Here is a 20,185-nt window from a genome sequence, read left to right on the forward strand (position 1 = left end):
CACAATGCCAGCCTTTTCATTCTCAGTGAAATTGCATCGATAATCGCAAAGACCGCGATTGACCGAAAGAAAGGGACGACCGTGGCATTCGTCTCCATCCGGGACTTGAAGGTCTCTTTCAGCGGCGTACAGGTTCTGCACGGGATCGATCTCGACGTGAGCCGTGGCGAAACGCTGGGCCTCGTCGGAGAATCCGGCTGCGGCAAGTCCGTAACCTGGCTTGCCGCGCTCGGACTTCTCCCCGGCAAGGCTTCCGTATCAGGCTCGGTCAAGGTCGATGGTCAGGAACTGGTCGGCGCGGCCCGTTCCGTCAAGGAAAGCGTTCGCGGCGGGCGGATCGCCATGATCTTTCAAGACCCGAGTTCGTCGCTCAATCCGGTCAAGAAAGTCGGCCACCAGATCGTTGAATCGCTGGCGCTGCATCGCGGCCTGAAGGACAAGGCGGCACGCAGCGAAGCTATCCGCCTTATGGAGCGCGTCGGCATTCCCGATGCGGCCCGCCGTTTCAATCTCTATCCGCATGAATTTTCCGGCGGTCAGTGCCAGCGGCTGATGATCGCCATCGCGCTGGCCGGTCAGCCGGACGTGCTGATCGCCGACGAACCAACCACGGCGCTTGATGTGACCATTCAGGCGCAGATCCTCGATCTTCTGGATCAGATTCGCCGCGAAACCGGCATGGCGGTGGTGTTCATCAGCCACGATCTCGGTGCGGTCAGCCATATCTGCGAACGCGTCTGTGTGATGTATGCCGGGCGTATCGTTGAAAGCGGCCCGACCATCGAACTGTTCGACAGGCCACAGCATCCCTATACGCGGGGGCTGTTCGAAGCGATCCCGCGTCTTGACGGCGGACGTGAGCGACTGCGCGCCATTCCCGGCACCGTGCCCGATCCGCGCCATCTGCCGACAGGCTGCGCATTCGCGCCACGCTGTGCACAAGCCAGTGACACATGCATGAGCGCCATTCCCGATCTTCTGCTGCGAAACGGCCAGAAGGTCGCCTGCTTCCACCCCCATAGCGAAGGCGCGGTATCGCACGTCTATCACAGCCGCACCATCCCGACAGAAGGCGCTCTGGCATGAGTTTCCTGCTCGAAGCAAACAATCTGGTTCGGGTGTACCGGAGCGATGGCCTGTTCAGGAAGGCCGATCCGGTCAAGGCGGTGGACGGCGTCAGCCTGCGCATCCAACCGGGCGAGACCCTTGGCATTGTCGGCGAATCCGGCTGCGGCAAGTCCACGCTGGGGCGCATGCTGCTCGGCATAGACGACGCCACCGAAGGCCAGGTTCTGTTCGACGGCAGGCCATTGCCGCGCCGCAACACGAGCGAGTGGCGCAAGCTGCGGGCGCAAATGCAGCTCGTCTTTCAGGACCCGCTGGCGGCCCTTGATCGCCGCCTGCCGATTGCGGCGCAGATCGGCGAGCCGCTGCAAGTTCATGGGCTAGCTTCCGGCGCGGAACTGAGGGAACATGTCGGCGAACTGATGCAATCTGTCGGACTGCGCCGCGATCAGGGCGAACGCTATCCGCATGAACTGTCCGGCGGCCAGCGCCAGCGCGTCATCATCGCCCGCGCCCTTGCAACCAGCCCAAGGCTGCTTGTCTGCGACGAGCCGGTCTCCGCGCTCGATGCGTCCATTCAGGCGCAGGTGGTCAATCTCCTGCGCGATCTTCAGGAGAAACATGGCATCGCCATGGTGTTTATCAGCCACGACCTGAAAGTCGTGCGCAATATCTGCGACCGCGTCGCCGTGATGTATCTCGGCAAGATCGTCGAAGAGGCCAGCTCCGGCGTGATCTTCGAGACACCCCAGCACCCCTATACCAAGGCGCTGGTGTCTTCCGTTCCCATACCGGGCAAGAAATTCAACCAGCGCATGATCCTCAAGGGTGAACCACCAAACCCCGCAAACCGCCCGAGCGGTTGCGTGTTTCACCCCCGGTGTCCGGTGGCGGGCTTTCAATGCCCGACGACGATGCCCGATCTGGAACCAACCGGCTTGAACCGGCGCACGGCTTGTCATTTCGTTGAGCCCGCGAAAAGTGCTGCGTGAGGCACCCATGCTTAGTTTCATAGCCTCCCGTCTCTTCCGCGCGCTGATCACCGTCTTTCTGGTGATGACCTTTGCCTTCGTGGTGCTGCGCCTGTCCGGCGACCCGGCGCAGATCATGCTCGGTCCCGATGCGCCGCAGGAATCCATCGATGCCTTCCGCAAGGCATGGGGTCTCGATGAACCAATATGGCTGCAATATCTGTCCTATCTCAAAGGCATATTGAGCTTCGATTTCGGCATCTCGATGCGCGACAAGGCGCCGGCTATCGATCTGGTGCTGCAACGTGTACCCGCCACGCTCCAGATCACCATTCCGGCGCTCATCATCAAGCTTTGCCTCGGCATTCCGGCGGGCGTCTATGCCGCGCTGCACCGTCAGGGCATCGCCGACCGTGGCGTCATTACCCTGTCGATCCTCGGCTTCACTGTGCCGTCTTTTGTGCTCGGTCTCGTGCTGGTGCTGATCTTCTCGGTACAGCTCGGCGTGTTGCCGTCCGGCGGCAGCGATAAGTGGGTCCACGGTATTCTGCCGACCCTCACCATCGCCATTGGCGGCACGGCGGTTCTGGCGCGTTTCTCGCGCCCGGCCATGATCGAAGTGCTGGGGCAACCCTATATCCGCACGGCATCAGCCAAGGGGATCAGCTGGAACGATGTGGTGTGGAAACACGCTCTGCCCAACGCATCGGTACCGATCGTCACGATTGTCGGCTTTATGGTCGGCGCATTGATTGCCGGGGCGGTGGTTGTCGAAACCATCTTCTCATGGCCCGGCATCGGCCGGCTTCTGGTGGTGTCGGTCGCCAATCGCGACCTCGCCGTGGTGCAGTGCCTGCTCCTGATTATCGCGAGCTGCATGGTGATCTCCAATCTCGTTGTCGATGTGCTCTACGGCGTTCTCGACCCGCGCCTGCGCACCAAAGCCGCGCATTGAGGTGGACACAATGACCGATACCGCTCTTATCCCCGCCCCTGCCGTCAAGGCGCCAGCACTCATCACGCGCCTGCGCAAGACCATGCCGATGAGCGTCGCCTTTGCCTGTTTCTGGCTGGGGCTGATGTTGTTCGTCGTGATCTTTGCCGACTATCTGCGGCCCTATTCCATCACCAAGATGGACCTGATGGCGCGGCTTGTTCCTGTGGGATCACCCGGACATTGGCTCGGCACCGACGAGTTGGGGCGCGATGTCTATTCGCGCCTGATCCAGTCGATCCGCGTCTCGCTGGTCATCGCCTTTGGCGCGACGATCCTCTCTGCCGTCTTCGGCACATTGCTCGGCTTTCTCGCCGCCCGCTTTCGCGGTTGGGTCGAGCACATCGTGTTGATGCTCGCCGATTTTCAGGCAGCCCTCCCCTTCATGGTGATGGCGCTGGCCGTCCTCGCCTTCTTCGGCAATTCCATGCCGCTGCTGATCGGCCTGATGGGTTTCTACGGCTGGGAGCGCTATGCGCGCATCGCGCGCGGCCTTGCCATTTCCGCCGGAGCGCAGGGCTATGCCAGCGCCGTGGTGCAGCTCGGTGCAACACCGTTCCGCGTATATTTCCGCCACATCCTGCCGAATGTCGCCTCGACGCTGATCGTCTCGATGACGCTGACATTTCCCGAAATCATCCTGATGGAATCCGGCCTTTCCTTTCTCGGTCTCGGCGTCCAGCCGCCGGAATCATCGCTCGGCAATATGGTCGGCTTCGCGCGCGAATATCTGACGCGCGCGCCGTGGATCATGCTCGCTCCGGCGCTGGTGATCGTTCTGACCACTCTTTCGATTTCGCTTCTGGGTGACTGGCTTCGCGACAAGCTCGACCCCACTGTTCAGTAAGGACACAAGACATGAAAAAGATTATGGCCCATCGCGGCGCGCGCAACCTTTGGGCGGAAAACTCGCTCACCGGCTTTCGCAACGTTCTGGATCTCGATATCGACAGCGTAGAGTTCGACCTCCACCTGACCGATGCCGGGCAGATGCTCGTCATTCATGACGCTTCGCTCGACCGCACCACCACCGGTTCCGGTAATGTGCGCACGCTCGACGATGCCGGTCGCCGCTCTGTGCGGCTGAAGGACGAACAGGGCACGGTTACCGCCGATCATATCCCCACTTTTGAGGAAGTGCTCGACGTATTCGCAACACGCCCGGATGTGCATCTCTATGTCGAGCTGAAATCCGATGCCGATGGCAAGCCCTATAAAGGCCTCGTGGAAAAGGCCGTCGAAATCATCCGCGCCCGCAATATTGGCGACCATGTCGTGCTGCATTCCTTCGACCGTAGCGTGGTTGAGCGCTGCGCGGCAATCGCGCCGGAAATCGACCGGCTGATGTCGCTCAATGCACAATGGGTGGAGCGCAATGGCGGGCTGGAAAACTTCTTCCGCAGCGTCGAACCGCTGGTCCGTTATGTCGGCGTGCACCACGAATTGTTTGAAGCCGAATTCGACCGCATCACGTCGCTGTTTCCCAATGACCGCCTCGGCGTCTGGACACTCAACGACCGTGCGCTGATCGACCGCTGGATGGAGCGCGACGTTGCCTACATCACCTCCGACAGCCCCGATCTGGTGATCGCATCGCGTCTGGCGCTGGCTGAAGCTGCGGCCTGAAGCCAGTACAATAACGGTTCTGTCTGCACTTTAGTCCGGAGGCGAGGCAGAACCGCTTTCATCCCATGCCATCCGGTCAATCCAGGAAATTGATTATGTCCGACCTGCCGCTCCTCGGCGCAGCCGTCCCGCTGTCCTATCTCGAAGAAAATCTCGATTTCATCCTGTCGGAAAACCGCGATCTGGAAATCCAGGATTTTGTCCATGTCGCTCTCCTGAAAGCAGACTGGAAGACGCCTGCCAGCCGCATCAAGATCCTGCTGGACGGCTATAAAGGCCGCCTTGGCATTCATGGTCCTTTCTGGGGTCTGAACTTCTCCAATCAGGATGAAGACATTCGCAAGATCGTCACTGAGCGTTATCTTCAGGGACTGGGGGTTTGCGAATTCATCGGCGCCACGCAGATGGTGATCCACAGCCCCTATAATTTCTGGACCTACAACAATCTCGACAATTTCGTCGAGAGCGGCCAGCAGATCATCGACTATGCTCACGAAACGCTGGCGCCGGTCGTCAAGCGCGCTGAAGAAATCGGCTGCACGCTGGTGATCGAAAATATCGAGGATATCGACACCGATGCGCGCTGCCTGCTTGCAGACAGCTTCCAGTCGTCATCGGTCGCCGTTTCGGTCGACACCGGCCACGCCCATTTCACCTATGGCTCGCTTGGCGCGCATCCGGTCGATTACTTCATCCGCCGCGCGGGCAACCGCCTGCAGCATGTCCATTTGCAGGATGCGGACGGCCATGCGGATCGTCATTGGGGCATCGGCGAAGGCACCATCCGCTGGCATGGCGTTTTCGCGGCTCTGGCGCAACTGGACAGCAATCCGCGCCTGATCCTCGAACTGCGCGACAAGGACAAGATCATGCCATCGGTCAAGTTCCTGCAGGATGCAGGTCTGGCGCGATAAGCGCCCTGCTCATGCTTTGAGGGCTTAACCCGTCCTCAAAGCTCTTTCAGCCCAATGCATCGGCCCGCCGCGCCAGCGCGGGAACCCATAACCATGGATCATCACCAGATCGATATCGGCGGAACGCTGGGCAATGCCTTCTTCCAGAATGCGGGAACCTTCCTCGACCATGGCCGTCATCGCGCGGTCCACGATTTCCTCATCGCTGAAGGCGCGGCGCTCGATACCGGCGCGCTGCGATTCCTCGATGACGATTGCATCGATCAATGCCGAAGGCGTCGCCTTGCCGCCTTCGTAATCATACCATCCGGCATTGGTCTTGCGGCCCAACCGGCCCGTTTCATCCACGATGCGGTCAGCAATGGCAATGTAGCGAAATCCTGCTTTCGTCTTCCAACCTAGCCGCTTGCGATTAGCATAGGCAATATCGAGACCGGAAAGGTCCTGCACCTCATAAGGCCCCATGGCCATGCCGAAGCCGCGCATGGCGGCATCGATCTGGGCAGGCAATGCCCCTTCGATCAGCATAATGTCGCAGATCTGGCGATAGTGGGTCAAAATGCGATTGCCGATGAAACCGTCGCAAACGCCCGCCAATACGGGGATCTTCTTCATCCGCCCGGCAAGACGCAAGGCGGTCGCCAGCGTTTCGGGGCTGGTGTCATCAGCACGGATCACTTCCAGAAGCTTCATCACATGGGCGGGGCTGAAGAAATGCAGCCCCAGAAAGCGCGTGGGATTGCGCACCACTTCGGCAATGCGATTGACGTCGAGATAGGAGGTGTTGGTCGCCAGAATGGTCGTTTCGGGCAAGGCGGCATCGAGCGCCGTAAAGACTGCGCGCTTGACGTCGATATCCTCAAACACAGCTTCAATGGCTATATCGGCTGCGGGCAATGCGTCATAACCGACATGAAAACGGAACCGCGCCACCTGATCCGCTTCGGCTTTTTCCGCCGTGGATTTGCCGCGTGCAACCGCCTCGCCATAGAGTTTGGCGATGTTGGCGCGGGCGCGTGCCGCACCTGCCTCATCGGCCTCGACCAGCGCTACATTGATGCCAAGCCCGGCCAGCGCATAGGCTATGGCTGCGCCCATCGTGCCGCCGCCAACCACCACCACTGAACGAATGTCCGCGCCACCGGTCTTGCTCTGCCCCATCGCTGCTCGCTCGGCAAAGAATACATGGCGCAAAGCAGCGGCCTGCTCGCTGGTCTTGAGCTCCAGAAAAACGGCGCGCTCCTGCGCCAGCCCTTCATTCAAAGGCAACGTGCATGACGCCTCGATCAAATCGATGGCCTTTTGCGGCGCGATCTGATTCGGGCTGCGCTTTGCCGCCTGCTTGCGAGCCGCTTCAATCGCCGCCTTGTCGAGCGCAGGACCACGCAAAGCGCCCGTCGCCGGACGTTCCAGCCAGGAATAGCGCCGCGCTGCTTCCACCGGATTGTCGGCCAGAGCATCCACAAGGCCGATCTTTTCCGCCTCGGCGGCACCGATCACTTTGCCTTCGGAAATCAGCGACAACGCATTTTCCAGCCCGACCAGTCGCGGTAGGCGCTGCGTGCCGCCAGCGCCCGGCACCACACCAAGCGTCACTTCCGGCAGCCCGACCGTTGCCTTTGGCGTGGCGATGCGCACAGCGCAGGCGAGCGCCAGCTCCAAACCGCCGCCCAGTGCCGCGCCGTTGATGGCGGCGACGACAGGCACTGGAAAAGTCTCTATCCGACTGACAATATCCGGCAGATGCGGCGGTTGTGGCGGCGCTGAGAATTCCTTCGCATCGGCCCCGGCCACGAAGGTCTTGCCCGCCCCGGTCAACACCACCCGCCCGATGCCTGCTGCCTGCGCGCCGTCCAGCGCTGCCATCAGACCTTCGCGTACGGCACGCGATGTGACATTGACGGGCGGATTATCGATGGTGATCAGCGCAATGCCGTCATCGATGGACAGGTGGACGGGATCGGACATGGATAGGCTCTTTATAAATGAGGATGGAAACCGCCGGAAACGGCCATGATCTCGCCCGTGACGAAACGGGCCGGCTCCGAAGCGAAATAGGCCACCGCCTCGGCAATCTCCTCCGGCTCAGCCATGCGACGATTATAGGCTCTCGAGACGAGCCGCGCCGCGTTTTCGGTCGGCATTGTTTGTGTGACGGATGTGCGCGTCAGCCCCGGCGCAACAGCGTTAACGGTAATGGCGGGCGCAAATTCTTCCGCCAGACTGCGGGTCAGCGAGGCGATGGCCGCCTTGCCCGCCGCATAATCCGCCTGTCCGCCTTCGCCGCCGAACACCACCGATGCAAAGTTGACGATCCTCCCACACCCGCGCTCCAGCATGCCCGGCGCAAAGGCGCGGATCAGATGGAAACTGCCCATCAGGTTGAGGTCGAGCGTGGCGCGAAACCGCGCCTCGTCCATCTCAAGAAACGGCGTGTAAAGCTGCTGCGAGCGGATGCCGCCCACCGTGTTCACCAGCACATCGATACCGCCAAAGGCTTTAAGCGTCTCGGCAGCGAAAGCCTCGGCTTCCGCCGTGACAGTCACATCGCCGCGCAGCGTGACGATATTCAGTTCCGGGAATTCCGCCGACAACAGCGTGGCGGTTTCGCCAAGCCTTGTGCCGGAAATATCGGTCAGCGCCAGTTGCCGCGCGCCGTCCGCGACGAGCCGTCGAATGATGGCGCGGCCCATCGGCCCTCCAGCACCTGTTATAACGACACGCGGTCCGGAGATACGGTTGGCACTCATTATGGTCACTTGCGGTTCCTTTCATATTCCTCGCGCAGCTCGTTGCGCAGCGCAAATTTCTGGATCTTGCCTGATGCCGTTGCGGGCAGACGGTCGCGAATCTCCAGACGTTCGGGGAAATATTGCCGCGCCAGATGCTGCGCGCCAAGAAATGAAACCACAGCTTCGAAATCGATTGCCTGCCCCGCCTTCGGGACGATGAAAGCACAGGCCCGCTCACCAAGACGCTCATCGGGATAGGCGACAATCGCCACCTGCTGCACGGCGGGGTGCTTATAGAGCAGCGCTTCCACTTCGACGACGGGAATGTTTTCCGCGCCGCGAATGATCACATCCTTCGAGCGACCGCAGATGCGGATATAGCCCTGCTCATCCATGCGAGCGATGTCGCCCGTGTCGAACCAGCCATCGGCATCGGTATTGTTCCATTGCGGACGCTTTAGATAGCCGACGAAATTCGAGCAGCCGCGCACAAAAAGTTCGCCCTCATGCCCAGCAGGCACAGGCTTTCCATCGGGTCCGCGTACCTGCAATTCCATACCGGGCAAGGCCGGGCCGTCGGTATGCACCGAACGCTCGTCCGGGTCTTCCGGCGGCACCACGGACACCGCGCCGTTTTCCGTCATGCCCCAGGCGGAAATCACCTTGGCACCCAGAATGCGGCTGCCGCGCTCGACAAGCGGACCCGGAATGGCTGTCCCTGCGCAGAGGAAAATACGCAGGGAAGACGCATCCGTGCCTCCCTCCTCAACTGCCGTAGACAAGTCCATCAGGAAAGGCGTGGAGGCCATGGTGAAGGTCACGCGCTCTTCCGCAATCACCCTTGCGGCCAGCGCCTTGTCCCAGAGATCGAGCAGGACCATGCGCGCCTGCAGCATGAACGGCATCAGGAAGCCGTACATAAAGCCGGTCTGGTGCGCCATCGGCGAAGCCATCAGGACGATATCGTTCGCGCCAAGCCCAAGTCGGTCAGCATAGGCGACCAGATTGGAATACATCGTATTGGCGGTGTGCATCACGCCTTTCGGCTCGCCGGTCGTGCCGGATGTATAGATCAGCTGGCAGACATCATTGGCATCGCCGCGCACCGTCAGGGAGTAGTCACGCAGACCCGGCGCATTATCGAATGCAGGGTCCATCAGCAGCGCATCGAAACTATTGTCGCCCGCGCCGCCCGCCACGATCACATGCTGCAAATCCGGCAAATCGGGCCGCAAACCCTCAGCCATGGCTTCATGGTCGAAATCGCGGAACACCTTCGGCACGACAAAGGCTTTCACCTCGCCGTGCTTCAGCATGAAGCGCAACTCGTGCTCGCGGAAGATCGGCATGACCGGATTGAAGACGATGCCGAGGCGTCGGCAGGCGATATAGAGAACCACAAACTCCCATGAATTGGGCAACTGGCAGGCCAGAACATCGTCCTTGCCCAATCCAAGACGCCGCAGCCCCTCCGCTGCGCGCCAGGACAGACCTTCCATCTGCCTCCAGGTCAGGTCGCGCCGTGCGCCCGAAGACACGGCAATGCTGGTCATCGCCAGCGCATCGGGCTTGGCTTCAAGGCAATCTTCGAAATAGTCCAGCAGCGTCTTGCCCGGCCAGAAGCCTTCGGCCTCCATTTTCGCGCGGCGTGGCTCGATCAGCACAGCGTCGAATTTCATGGTTTCCTCCTCCCAATCATTGTCGGCGCATTGTCAGCCGCTGACAGCGGCCCTTCCCGCACGTTCGCGTGCGATGATGTTTTTCATGATATGCGCCGTGCCGTCGCCGATCTGCAGGCCGAGCACATCGCGCAGGCGCTGCTCGAACGGCAGCTCGTTGGAATAGGCGGCATGGCCGTGGATCAGCAGGCAGGCATGGATCGCCTCATAAGCCAAAAGCGGCGGCCACCACTTGGCCATGGCAGCCTCGGCCACATGCGGCATGCCCTGATCCTTGAGCCATAGCGCATTGAGCGACAAAAGCCGCGCGGCCTCGACCTTGGTATCGAAATCGGCAAGCTGATGCGTGATGCCCTGAAATGCCGCCAGCGGCTTGTCGAAGGCCTTGCGTTCCTTGATGTAATCCCACGCTTCATCCAGCGACTGGCGGGCCGTGCCAAGACATTGCAGGCCGATCAGCGAGCGCGAGAAATCGAAGCCCTGCATGACCTGCACGAAGCCCTTGCCCTCTTCGCCGAGCAGATGATCCACCGGCACCCGCACATTGTCGAAGAAGATCGAGCCGCGCCCGATCGCATGCTGACCGACATCGACGAAACGCGTGGTGGAAATGCCGGGCAGGTCCATCGGCACGAAAATGGCCGAGATGCCGCGCGCCTTGTCTTCCGGCTTGCCGGTGCGGGCAAACACCACTGCGCCCTTGGCCTGATCTGCCGCGGAGATCGACGTCTTTTCACCGTTAATGACGTAGTGGTCGCCGTCGCGCTCCATCTTGAGGCCAAGATTGGCCGCATCCGATCCGCCACGCGGTTCGGTCAGCGCAATGGCGAGCATCAATTCGCCCGCGATCAGTTTCGGCAGCCATTCGCGCTTGATCTCGGGATTGGCGAATTTCGCCAATATCTGACCGTTCAGCGAGGCGAGCACATTGATATAGCCCATGTTGAAATCGCCACGGGCAATTTCCTCAATGATGACGCCGGAATAAAGCGCGCCGGAACCGAGTCCGCCGAATTCTTCCGGCAGTTCAGGGGCGATGAGGCCAAGGCTACCCATTTCGCGCACCAGTTCAGGGCCAAAACTGCCGGACTTTTCCCGCGCCTGATAGCCCGGCGCAAGACGGTCCCTGGCAAACTTGCGGGCGAGGTCGCGCAGGGCGTTGATTTCTTCGGTATCAAAAATGGTCGGATACATGGCTACCTCACTGACCCAAACGTCAACGGGGAAGCCGAAAAGCCCTTGAAGGGCACTGAAATGCACAGCATTGGTCCCTCCTCCCAGATAGACGTCTGCATATGTTTTGTTGTCTGCGCCGGATATGCGGTGCGCCTTGCACCAGGCGCGCCGACCGGTCTCACTTGGGCCGACTTATTTCGCGAATTTGCGGAAATCGGGCTTGCGCTTTTCGCGGAAGGCATTGCCGCCTTCCTTGCTTTCGTCGGTATCGTAATAGAGCGACAAAGCGCGCATACCGAGCGCACCGATGCCCCGGATGTTCTCGCTATCGGCATTGAATGACAGCTTGGCCAGCGCCAGCGCGGTCGGCGAGCGTTCCATCAGCTCGGCCACCCAGCGATCCACTTCCGCATCCAGCTCTTCATGCGGGACAACCGCATTGGCAAGACCCCATTCCAGCGCCTGCTGCGCAGTATAGCGCTTGTTCAGATACCAGATTTCGCGGGCCCGCTTTTCACCGATGACGCGGGCGAGATAGGCCGTGCCGAATCCCGGATCGACAGAACCGACCTTGGGGCCAACCTGTCCGAACTGCGCCTTGTCGGACGCGATGGTCAAATCGCAAACGGTAGCCAAAACATTGCCGCCGCCAATGGCAAAACCGTTGACGCGCGCGATTACCGGCTTCGGCACATCGCGGATAAGGCATTGCAGCTCATCGACCGGCAGGCCGATCACGCCGCGACCATCATATTGCCCGTCATGGGCCGACTGATCGCCGCCGGTGCAAAACGCCTTGTCGCCAGCACCCGTCAGCACGATGGCGCCGATGGACTTGTCCCAGCCTGCTTTCTGGAAAGCGTGGATCAGCTCGTCAATGGTATGGCCACGAAAGGCATTGTACTTGTCGGGACGGTTGATGGTGATCCATGCCGCACCGCCGCGAACCTCATAGAGAATATCGGTATATTCAGTCATGGTTTCCTCCTCCTTATTCAGCCATGCATCGTCAGTCCGCCGGAGACGCTGATCGTCTGGCCAGTGATGAAGGCGGCGTCGTCGCTCGACAGAAACACAATTGCGCCGGGCAGATCGTCGGGACGACCAAGACGACCGAGAGGCACAGCCTTGGCAAAGGCAGTGCGCAGCTTTTCCTTGTCGCCCGCCGCTTCCATGAAGTTTTCCAGCATGGCCGTTTCGGTCACGCCAGGGCAGACCGTGTTGAAGGTAATGTTGTGGCGCGAATGTTCGCGCGCCAGCGTTTTCATGAAGGCGATCACACCGGCCTTGCAGGCCGAATAAACCGACTCGCCCGACGAGCCGCCGCGACCCGCATCTGAGCCAATCGACACGACACGACCGCCATTGCCACGCGTCACCATCGAGGCCAGCACCGGCTTGGTGATGTTCAAAACTGCGCGGAGATTGATGTCGATGATTTTCGCCCAATAATCCGGCTCGGACTTGAGAAAGGGCACGAACAGATCCCAACCGGCATTGTTGACCAGCACATCGACCGGGCCATATTCGGCCTCAAGCTTGGCCACCGCTCTACCCGTCGCGTCGAAATCCGTCAGGTCAACGATCATCGTCGTAGCATCGCCTCCCTTGGCCTTGATCGCATCCACGACCTTTGCGGCGGCATCCGCGCTGATGTCTGCAACGACAACACGCACGCCTTCTTCGGCGAAACGCAGGCAAGTGGCTGAGCCAATCCCGCCGCCGCCACCAGTTACGACAACTACTTTACCTTTTAGGCCACGCATAGCGTCCTCCTTCCCAATGGCCGACTAACGGTTCAATGCCCAGTATCCGCCATTATAAGTGCATTTATTGCCTTAGTCAGCTCCGAACTCCCATTTAAAATGGTTACAGCGGTCAGGAATTTATGTCAATATATTTACGTTATTTTATATGCTGCTCTCTCTTGACCTAAAGTCGAAGGACGTACACTCTGTCGCCGACAACCGAAGCGGAAAACATGACAAAGACCACAAAAGAGCGCGCAAAATTTACCGACCTGTCCCTGGGTCTCAGCAACCGGCTGTTTTTCCGGATGTATCAATGCGCCAACATGCTGCATAAGACAGGCACGCGCGCGCTCGAAGAATATGGGATTACCACCCAGCAATGGGCTGTGCTGGGCGCACTGACCCGCACGAGTTTTGAAAATGGCGTCGCAGTTGGCGATCTCGCCACCTTCCTGCTCGTCAGCCGGCAGAATCTGGCGGGCGTCCTGTCACGACTGGAAAGTCTCGGCTATGTCGAGCGCGCCGTATCGGAAACCGATAATCGCTCCCGCCTCATCCGGCTGACCGAAAAGGGGCTTAGCCTCTGGGACGAAAATATGCGCCCCGTCATCACCGGATATTACGAGGAAGCGCTGAACGGATTCTCGACCGAGGACAAGATCCACATGCTGCATTACCTCGACAAGATGCTGCACAATTTCAAAGCCATTGACCCCGAAGCGACTTCGACCGAAGACGCTGCCGAATAGAAAAAAGGCGGCAGATCGATCCGCCGCCCTCAGCCTCGCGATTACAGACCAGCCCGTTCTTTCGCGCCTGCAACAAGCGCCTTTGCGATCACGATCTGCTGGATTTGCGTCGTGCCTTCATAAATGCGAAACAGACGCGCATCGCGATAAAGCTGCTCGGCGCGATATTCACGAATATAGCCGTTGCCGCCATGCACCTGCACATTGCGGTCGGCAATGCGCCCCACGGCTTCCGAGGCAAACATCTTGGCGCAGGACGCTTCGACGCTGACATTCTGCTTTGCATCGCGCTTGCGCGCCGCATCCAGCACCATGCAGCGCGCCGCATAGGCATCCGCCTTGGAATCGGCGAACATCGCCTGCAGAAGCTGGAAATCCGACAGCGGCTTGCCGAACTGACGGCGGCTCACCGCATAATCCAGCATGTCGTCGATGATCCGGTCCGACAGGCCGACGCAGGCGGCGGCAATATGCAGACGCCCCTTGTCCAGCACCTTCATTGCCGTTTTGAAGCCCTGCCCCTCGACACCGCCGATCAGCGCGGAAGCCGGAACCCGGCAATCCTCAAAGATCACATCGCAGACATGCGCGCCCTGCTGACCCATTTTCTTTTCCGGCTTGCCGGTAGAGAGGCCCGGCGTGCCGCGCTCGACAGCAAAAGCCGACACGCCCGCCGCACCCTTTTGCGTCGGATCGGTCCGCGCCATCACCGTGAACAGGCCCGCATGTGGCGCATTGGTGATGAAGCGCTTGGTGCCGTTCAACACATAGAAATCGCCATCCTTGCGCGCCGTCGTCTTGACCGAAGCCGCGTCCGAGCCAACATCCGGCTCGGTTAACGCGAAGGACCCCGTCAACTCGCCGGACGCCAGAAGCGGCAGATATTTCGCCTTCTGCTCGTCAGTGCCGTCAATGGCGATGCCTTGCATTCCGATGCCCACGTTGGTGGCGAAGATCGAGCGGAAGGCGGGCGCGGCACGCCCCAACTCGAACATGACCAGAACCTCTTCCTCCATGGTGAGGCCCAGACCGCCGAACTCTTCGGGTGCAGTGAGACCGAACAGTCCCATCTCACGCATCTCGCTGAGCACATCCGCCGGGATGGCGTCGGTTTCAGCCACTTCAGCCTCCGCGGGGATCAGCCTGTCATCGACGAAACGGCGCAACGTATCCAGAAACTGCGCCAGCGTATCGGAATCCATAGCCATGATATCCTCCCATATATATCAATATATTGTCATTTATACCTATAATGCACCCTGAGGCAACAGGGTATTTGACGCTATATCCGCCATAAATTCACTTAAAGTCGTACACCACCTTGATGAACTGCGTAAATATATTTACGTTCTTTAACGAAGCGAGGGCGATATGCCGCTCTCACCGCCCGAAATTCCCGAGAGGCTGTCATGTCTTATGAGAACATCCTTGTCGCCGTCGAAGGACAGGTCGGCATCATCACCTTGAACCGCCCGGAAGCGCTGAATGCGCTGAACCGGCAGCTGACCGCCGAGCTTTCCGAAGTGGCAGCGGCCCTCGATGCCAATCCTGCCATCGGCGCCATCGTCATTACCGGCTCGGAGCGGGCTTTTGCCGCCGGCGCCGACATAAAGGAAATCAAGGACAAGACTTTTGCCGAAGTCTATGAGGAGCAGCTGATCACCTCCACCTGGGAAGGGCTGGCGCGGATGCGCAAGCCGACAATTGCAGCGGTTTCCGGTCACGCTATCGGCGGCGGCTGCGAAATCGCCATGATGTGCGACATGATCATCGCTTCCGAAACAGCGCGCTTTGCATTGCCGGAAACTTCCATCGGCATCATTCCCGGCGCAGGCGGCACACAACGCCTGACCCGTATCGTCGGCAAGGCTGTTGCAATGGACATGATCCTGAGCGGTCGCGCGCTTTCCGCAGCAGAAGCGCAAAGCATGGGACTGGTGAGCCGCGTGGTAGCGGCGGGTACACAGGTGCAGGAGGCAGTGACGCTCGCCGCCAAGATCGCCGCCTATTCCCGGCCCGTCGTGCAGCTTGCCAAGGAAGCGGTCAACAAGGCCTACGAGACCCACTTGCAGGAAGGTATTTATGTCGAGCGTCGTCTGCTCTATTCGACCTTCGCGCTGGATGACCGCCGCGAAGGCATGAACGCCTTTGCCGAAAAGCGCCCACCGCAGTTCCGCAATCGCTGATGTGGAATATACGACCACCCGATTTTTAACAAAACTATATTGATAAAATCCATACGCGCCATAGCTCTCCGTTAGCGTGACCTGATTTATTGTTTGCTTAATCGCCACTTATGAATCCGGTCGCAGTGGAGATTGAATGCGTATCGGGGGATCGCATGCGAAAAATGAAGGTCATAGAGGATAAGCTGCGCATAGGCACGCAAGCCCAGCGGCAGTCCGAAAACCAGGCCCAGATACATAAGTCCACGAACTTTGCGTTTCTTTATGAAACACTACAGTTTTTCCAACGCTCCATTCGCTTAGAATCGTCCGAAATCAAACAAATCCCGATGGAAATGGGCGCCTTTGCGGCATCCATGCGATTGACTTTATTTCCTGATGCCTAATTTCAACTCATGCGTTTCGTATAAACGCACTGCCTGAATAGTACCATACGCCTGATAGGGTTGAATGATTTGAGTACAAACTCACATCGTTGCCTGGAAGTTTCGTTTCATGCCCAGATCGCACACGATTGGAGAATTGCATGACCGATACGCAGAATGGACCGGTTGCGGCAGAAAAAGAGCCGCACAAACTGACATTGTTTCCTTTGATTGCGCTTGTGCTGGGATCGATGATCGGCGGCGGCGTCTTCAATCTGCCATCGGACATGTCCCGCGCAGCGTCGCCGGGCGCAGTGATCATTGGCTGGATCATCACTGGCATCGGCATGTTGATGCTGGCGCGGGTCTATCAATCGCTCGCCAATCGCCGTCCTGATCTCGATGCAGGACCCTATGCTTATGCCAAGGCTGGATTTGGATCGTTCATCGGCTTCAATAGTGCGTGGGGATATTGGCTGAGCGCCTTTCTCGGCAATGTCGCCTATGCGGTGGCGATTTTCTCGGCACTCTCATTCTTCTTCCCGGTCTTCGGTGACGGCTCCAATCTGCCGTCGATCATCGGTGCGTCCATCTGCCTTTGGCTGATCCATACGCTTGTGCTTTATGGCATCAAACAGGCGTCATTCGTCAATATCGTCACGACGATTGCAAAACTTGTGCCGCTGATGCTGTTCATACTGATCGCCATCGTCGCTTTCCACTGGGACAAGTTCACCTTCAACTTCTGGGGCCGCGGTGAGGAAGCCACCCTTGGGAGCATCACGCACCAGATCAAAAGCACCATGCTGGTAACGCTGTGGGTTTTCATTGGCATTGAGGGTGCGAGCGTTTATTCGGCGCGCGCGGCCAACCGCAAAGATGTAGGACGCGCAACCGTGATCGGCTTTCTTGGCGCACTCGGCATTTATGTGCTGGTGTCGCTGCTGTCGACCGGACTGATGAGCCAGCCGGAACTGGCCGGACTGAAAGTGCCCTCCATGGCAGGTGTCTTCGAGCCGCTTGTCGGCCATTGGGGCGCGCTGCTCATCAATGTCGGCCTGCTGATTTCGGTCGGCGGCGCTTTCCTGTCCTGGACCCTGCTCTGCGCGGAAATCCCGTTTTCCTGCGGTCGCGACGGCACATTCCCGAAATGGTTTGCCGTCGAGAACAAGAACGGCTCGCCCGCTCACGCATTATGGGCGACAAACCTCGCGATCCAGTTCTTCCTGCTGCTCACCTATTTTTCCGAAAGCGCCTATCAGTTCTTCTACTTCATCGCATCGGTCGCCATTTTGCCGCCCTATGTGTTTTCCGGCGCCTTCGCGCTGAAACTGGCGCTCAGCGGTGAGACATATGGCGCGAACAGCAAGTCGCGGCGGCGCGACCTGTGGGTGAGCCTGATCGCGACGCTCTATGGTGTCTGGCTGGTCTACGCGGCGGGACTAAGTTTCCTGCTGATGTGCACAGTGCTCTTCGCACCCGGCATTCTGGTCTACGCCAAAGCACGCAGAGAACATGGCGAGCCGATCTTCGAAGGCCGTGAAGTGTGGATCGCAGCAGGCATCAGTCTGTTGGCCCTAATCGCCATCTATCTCATGTGGACAGGAGCTATCACCCCATTCTGACGCATTCACGGGAACGATCTTTTGCCGGCTACCGGAAATCTTCCCGCTTAGATCACCCTTTTGAACAGGAGCATCGAGATGAGACAATTCGGAGTGCATTCGGAAGTCGGCAAACTGCGCACTGTGATGGTATGCAGTCCTTCGCTCGCCCATCAACGACTGACGCCAGCCAATTGCCACGACCTTCTGTTCGATGACGTGATCTGGGTGCACGAGGCCCAGAAGGACCATTTCGACTTCGTTCTCAAGATGCGGGAGCGCGGCGTGGAGGTTCTGGAAATGCAGGATCTGCTTGCCGAAACGCTGAACGACAAGGAAGCCCGCCAATTCGTTCTCGACCGGCGTATTCTGCCCAATCAGGTCGGGCGTAATGTCGCCAATTCCATGCGCCCATGGCTGGACGAACTGCCATCGAAAAATCTTGCCGAGTTTCTCATCGGCGGCGTTGCGGTTTCCGACCTTCCCGACATCTGGGGCAAGGAACTGATGCTGGACGTGCTGGGCGGCACAGAATTCATCATTCCGCCAATCCCCAACACGCTGTTTCAGCGCGACTCATCCTGCTGGATTTATGGTGGCGTGACGGTCAATCCGATGTTCTGGCCAGCGCGCCAGCCGGAAACGCTGATCCAGCGGGCCATCTACAAATATCATCCGGAATTCAAGGATGGCGATTTCAAGATCTGGTGGGGCGATTTCGACACCGACCACGGCAATGCCACGATGGAAGGCGGCGACGTAATGCCCATCGGCAATGGCGTTGTGCTGATCGGTATGGGAGAGCGCACCACCTATCAGGCTGTCGGCCAGGTGGCGGAAGCGCTGTTTGCTGCCAATGCCGCCACCCGCGTCATCGCCTGCGTGATGCCGAAGAGCCGGGCGGCCATGCATCTCGATACGGTGTTCAGCTTCTGCGACCGCGACCTCGTGACCATTTTTGGTGAAGTGGTGGACCAGATCCGCTGCTTCAGCATCTACCCCGGCGACGGCGGCCAACTCACCGTTCGCCCGGAAACAAAACATCTTCTGGAAGTGGTCGCCGAAGCGCTTCAACTGAAGAAACTGCGCTCGGTCGCAACCGGCGGCAACGCTTATGAAGCCGAGCGCGAGCAGTGGGACGACGGCAACAACGTCGTGGCGCTGGAACCTGGCGTCGTGGTCTCTTACGACCGCAACACCTACACCAACACGCTGCTTCGCAAAGCCGGCGTTGAAGTTATCACCATTCGCGGCTCCGAGCTGGGCCGCGGTCGCGGCGGCGGCCATTGCATGACCTGCCCCATCTGGCGCGATCCGGTTTGATCACCGGACTTCCATCGCAACGTTATAAGTTTTGGAGACGTATCATGAGCTTTAATCTGCGCAATCGTTCGCTTCTCACGGTGCAGGATTACACGCCGCGTGAATTTCGCTTCTTGCTGGATCTGGCCCGCGATCTGAAGCGTGCCAAATATGCCCGCACCGAACAAAAGCACCTGTCGGGCAAGGAGATCTGCCTCATATTTGAAAAGACTTCCACACGCACCCGCTGCGCCTTCGAGGTCGCCTGCTCCGATCAGGGCGCCAATGTCACCTATCTTGACCCAGCTGGCTCTCAGATCGGCCACAAGGAATCCTTCAAGGACACGGCGCGCGTTCTGGGCCGCATGTATGACGCCATCGAATATCGCGGTTCATCGCAGAGCGGTGTGGAAACACTGGCCAAATATGCCGGTGTGCCGGTCTATAACGGCCTGACCGATGAATATCATCCAACCCAGATGCTGGCCGATGTGCTGACCATGTGGGAACACAGTGACAAGCCGATCCCCCAGATCAAATATGCCTATGTCGGCGATACACGCTCCAATATGGGTCATTCGCTGATGATCGTCGGCAGTCTGATGGGCATGGATGTTCGCATCTGCGGACCGAAGGAACTGTGGCCTTCCGAAGAATATCGGAAGATCGCCGAGGATCTTGCCGCAGCCTCGGGCGCAAAGCTGACCATCACCGATGACATCAAGGCTGCGGTCAAGGATGTGGACTTCATCCATACCGATGTCTGGGTGTCGATGGGTGAGCCGAAGGAGGTCTGGGCCGAGCGCATCAAGCTCTTGAAGCCCTATCAGGTCAATGCAGCGCTGATGAAGGCCGCGGGCAATCCGCAGGTAAAATTCATGCACTGCCTGCCCGCATTCCACGACACGGAAACCGTCGTCGGCAAGCAGATCGCTGACCAGTTCGGCATTACGGACGGTCTTGAAGTGACCGACGAAGTGTTCGAATCCCACGCCAATATCGCATTCGAACAGGCGGAAAACCGTTTGCACACCATCAAGGCCCTGCTTGTGGCAACACTTGGAGATTGAG

19 protein-coding genes are annotated in these 20,185 nt (G+C 59.2%); 12 read left to right on the forward strand and 7 right to left on the reverse strand.

Translation table 11 applies throughout. The features are described 5' to 3' along the window. Positions 1 to 81: 81 nt before the first annotated feature. The 6 genes from JAU75_RS11200 to JAU75_RS11225 all read left to right on the forward strand — a co-directional run bounded on the left by JAU75_RS11200 (position 82) and on the right by JAU75_RS11225 (position 5,570). Positions 82 to 1,086 (forward strand): ABC transporter ATP-binding protein, encoded by a 1,005-nt coding sequence (locus JAU75_RS11200; RefSeq protein WP_199056604.1) that lies wholly within the window; start codon positions 82 to 84, stop codon positions 1,084 to 1,086. Further along, on the forward strand, positions 1,083 to 2,057 hold the full coding sequence (locus tag JAU75_RS11205; RefSeq protein WP_199056605.1) for an ABC transporter ATP-binding protein: 975 nt from the start codon (positions 1,083 to 1,085) through the stop codon (positions 2,055 to 2,057). Before JAU75_RS11200 ends, JAU75_RS11205 begins: the two co-directional genes overlap by 4 nt. Positions 2,058 to 2,064: 7 nt before the next feature. Beyond that, positions 2,065 to 2,991, forward strand: a complete 927-nt coding sequence (locus tag JAU75_RS11210; protein WP_199056606.1) for an ABC transporter permease — start codon at positions 2,065 to 2,067, stop codon at positions 2,989 to 2,991. A 10-nt stretch (positions 2,992 to 3,001) separates the two neighbouring features. Continuing rightward, on the forward strand, positions 3,002 to 3,877 hold the full coding sequence (locus JAU75_RS11215) for an ABC transporter permease (protein ID WP_199056607.1): 876 nt from the start codon (positions 3,002 to 3,004) through the stop codon (positions 3,875 to 3,877). 11 nt (positions 3,878 to 3,888) lie between these two features. Beyond that, positions 3,889 to 4,656, forward strand: coding sequence for a glycerophosphodiester phosphodiesterase family protein (locus JAU75_RS11220; protein WP_199056608.1), 768 nt, complete (start codon positions 3,889 to 3,891; stop codon positions 4,654 to 4,656). 95 nt (positions 4,657 to 4,751) lie between these two features. Then, positions 4,752 to 5,570, forward strand: a complete 819-nt coding sequence (locus JAU75_RS11225) for a TIM barrel protein (protein ID WP_199056609.1) — start codon at positions 4,752 to 4,754, stop codon at positions 5,568 to 5,570. A gap of 24 nt (positions 5,571 to 5,594) precedes the next feature. Here JAU75_RS11225 and JAU75_RS11230 read toward each other — a convergent pair whose 3' ends face one another. The 6 genes from JAU75_RS11230 to JAU75_RS11255 form a co-directional block, all read right to left on the reverse strand. Further along, complete coding sequence (locus JAU75_RS11230; RefSeq protein ID WP_199056610.1) at positions 5,595 to 7,538, reverse strand: FAD-dependent oxidoreductase; 1,944 nt, start codon at positions 7,536 to 7,538, stop codon at positions 5,595 to 5,597. An 11-nt stretch (positions 7,539 to 7,549) separates the two neighbouring features. Then, complete coding sequence (locus JAU75_RS11235) at positions 7,550 to 8,320, reverse strand: SDR family oxidoreductase (RefSeq protein WP_247880464.1); 771 nt, start codon at positions 8,318 to 8,320, stop codon at positions 7,550 to 7,552. A gap of 5 nt (positions 8,321 to 8,325) precedes the next feature. Next, positions 8,326 to 9,981, reverse strand: coding sequence for a cyclohexanecarboxylate-CoA ligase (gene aliA, locus JAU75_RS11240; protein ID WP_199056612.1), 1,656 nt, complete (start codon positions 9,979 to 9,981; stop codon positions 8,326 to 8,328). A 33-nt stretch (positions 9,982 to 10,014) separates the two neighbouring features. Beyond that, a complete protein-coding gene (aliB, locus tag JAU75_RS11245) occupies positions 10,015 to 11,175 on the reverse strand; it encodes a cyclohexanecarboxyl-CoA dehydrogenase (RefSeq protein ID WP_199056613.1) in 1,161 nt (386 codons plus the stop codon). 174 nt (positions 11,176 to 11,349) lie between these two features. After that, positions 11,350 to 12,135, reverse strand: coding sequence for a 2-ketocyclohexanecarboxyl-CoA hydrolase (gene badI, locus JAU75_RS11250; protein WP_210339272.1), 786 nt, complete (start codon positions 12,133 to 12,135; stop codon positions 11,350 to 11,352). Positions 12,136 to 12,152: 17 nt separating this feature from the next. Further along, positions 12,153 to 12,923 carry a glucose 1-dehydrogenase gene (locus JAU75_RS11255; RefSeq protein WP_199056614.1) on the reverse strand — a complete coding sequence of 257 codons (771 nt, stop codon included), beginning with the start codon at positions 12,921 to 12,923 and terminating at the stop codon, positions 12,153 to 12,155. A 215-nt stretch (positions 12,924 to 13,138) separates the two neighbouring features. Here JAU75_RS11255 and JAU75_RS11260 point away from each other — a divergent pair, with 215 nt between their 5' ends. Then, on the forward strand, positions 13,139 to 13,657 hold the full coding sequence (locus JAU75_RS11260; RefSeq protein WP_199056615.1) for a MarR family transcriptional regulator: 519 nt from the start codon (positions 13,139 to 13,141) through the stop codon (positions 13,655 to 13,657). 41 nt (positions 13,658 to 13,698) lie between these two features. Here JAU75_RS11260 and JAU75_RS11265 read toward each other — a convergent pair whose 3' ends face one another. Next, a complete protein-coding gene (locus JAU75_RS11265; RefSeq protein WP_199056616.1) occupies positions 13,699 to 14,865 on the reverse strand; it encodes an acyl-CoA dehydrogenase family protein in 1,167 nt (388 codons plus the stop codon). 201 nt (positions 14,866 to 15,066) lie between these two features. On the opposite strand from JAU75_RS11265, the gene JAU75_RS11270 reads away from it, so the two are divergent. The 5 genes from JAU75_RS11270 (at position 15,067) to JAU75_RS11290 (ending at position 20,184) form a co-directional block, all read left to right on the forward strand. Further along, entirely contained in the window at positions 15,067 to 15,843 is a 777-nt protein-coding gene (locus JAU75_RS11270; protein WP_199056617.1) for an enoyl-CoA hydratase-related protein, read from the forward strand. Between the two features lie 155 nt (positions 15,844 to 15,998). Then, complete coding sequence (locus JAU75_RS11275) at positions 15,999 to 16,229, forward strand: hypothetical protein (protein WP_199056618.1); 231 nt, start codon at positions 15,999 to 16,001, stop codon at positions 16,227 to 16,229. Positions 16,230 to 16,369: 140 nt separating this feature from the next. Continuing rightward, positions 16,370 to 17,833: an arginine-ornithine antiporter gene (arcD, locus tag JAU75_RS11280; RefSeq protein ID WP_199056619.1), complete on the forward strand. Its 1,464-nt coding sequence runs from the start codon at positions 16,370 to 16,372 to the stop codon at positions 17,831 to 17,833. Between the two features lie 78 nt (positions 17,834 to 17,911). After that, positions 17,912 to 19,135 (forward strand): arginine deiminase, encoded by a 1,224-nt coding sequence (gene arcA / locus JAU75_RS11285; protein ID WP_199056620.1) that lies wholly within the window; start codon positions 17,912 to 17,914, stop codon positions 19,133 to 19,135. A gap of 44 nt (positions 19,136 to 19,179) precedes the next feature. Continuing rightward, a complete protein-coding gene (locus JAU75_RS11290; protein ID WP_199056621.1) occupies positions 19,180 to 20,184 on the forward strand; it encodes an ornithine carbamoyltransferase in 1,005 nt (334 codons plus the stop codon). Position 20,185 lies beyond the last annotated feature (1 nt).

Origin of the sequence: Ochrobactrum sp. Q0168, assembly GCF_016427605.1 — a bacterium.
Lineage (GTDB): Bacteria > Pseudomonadota > Alphaproteobacteria > Rhizobiales > Rhizobiaceae > Brucella.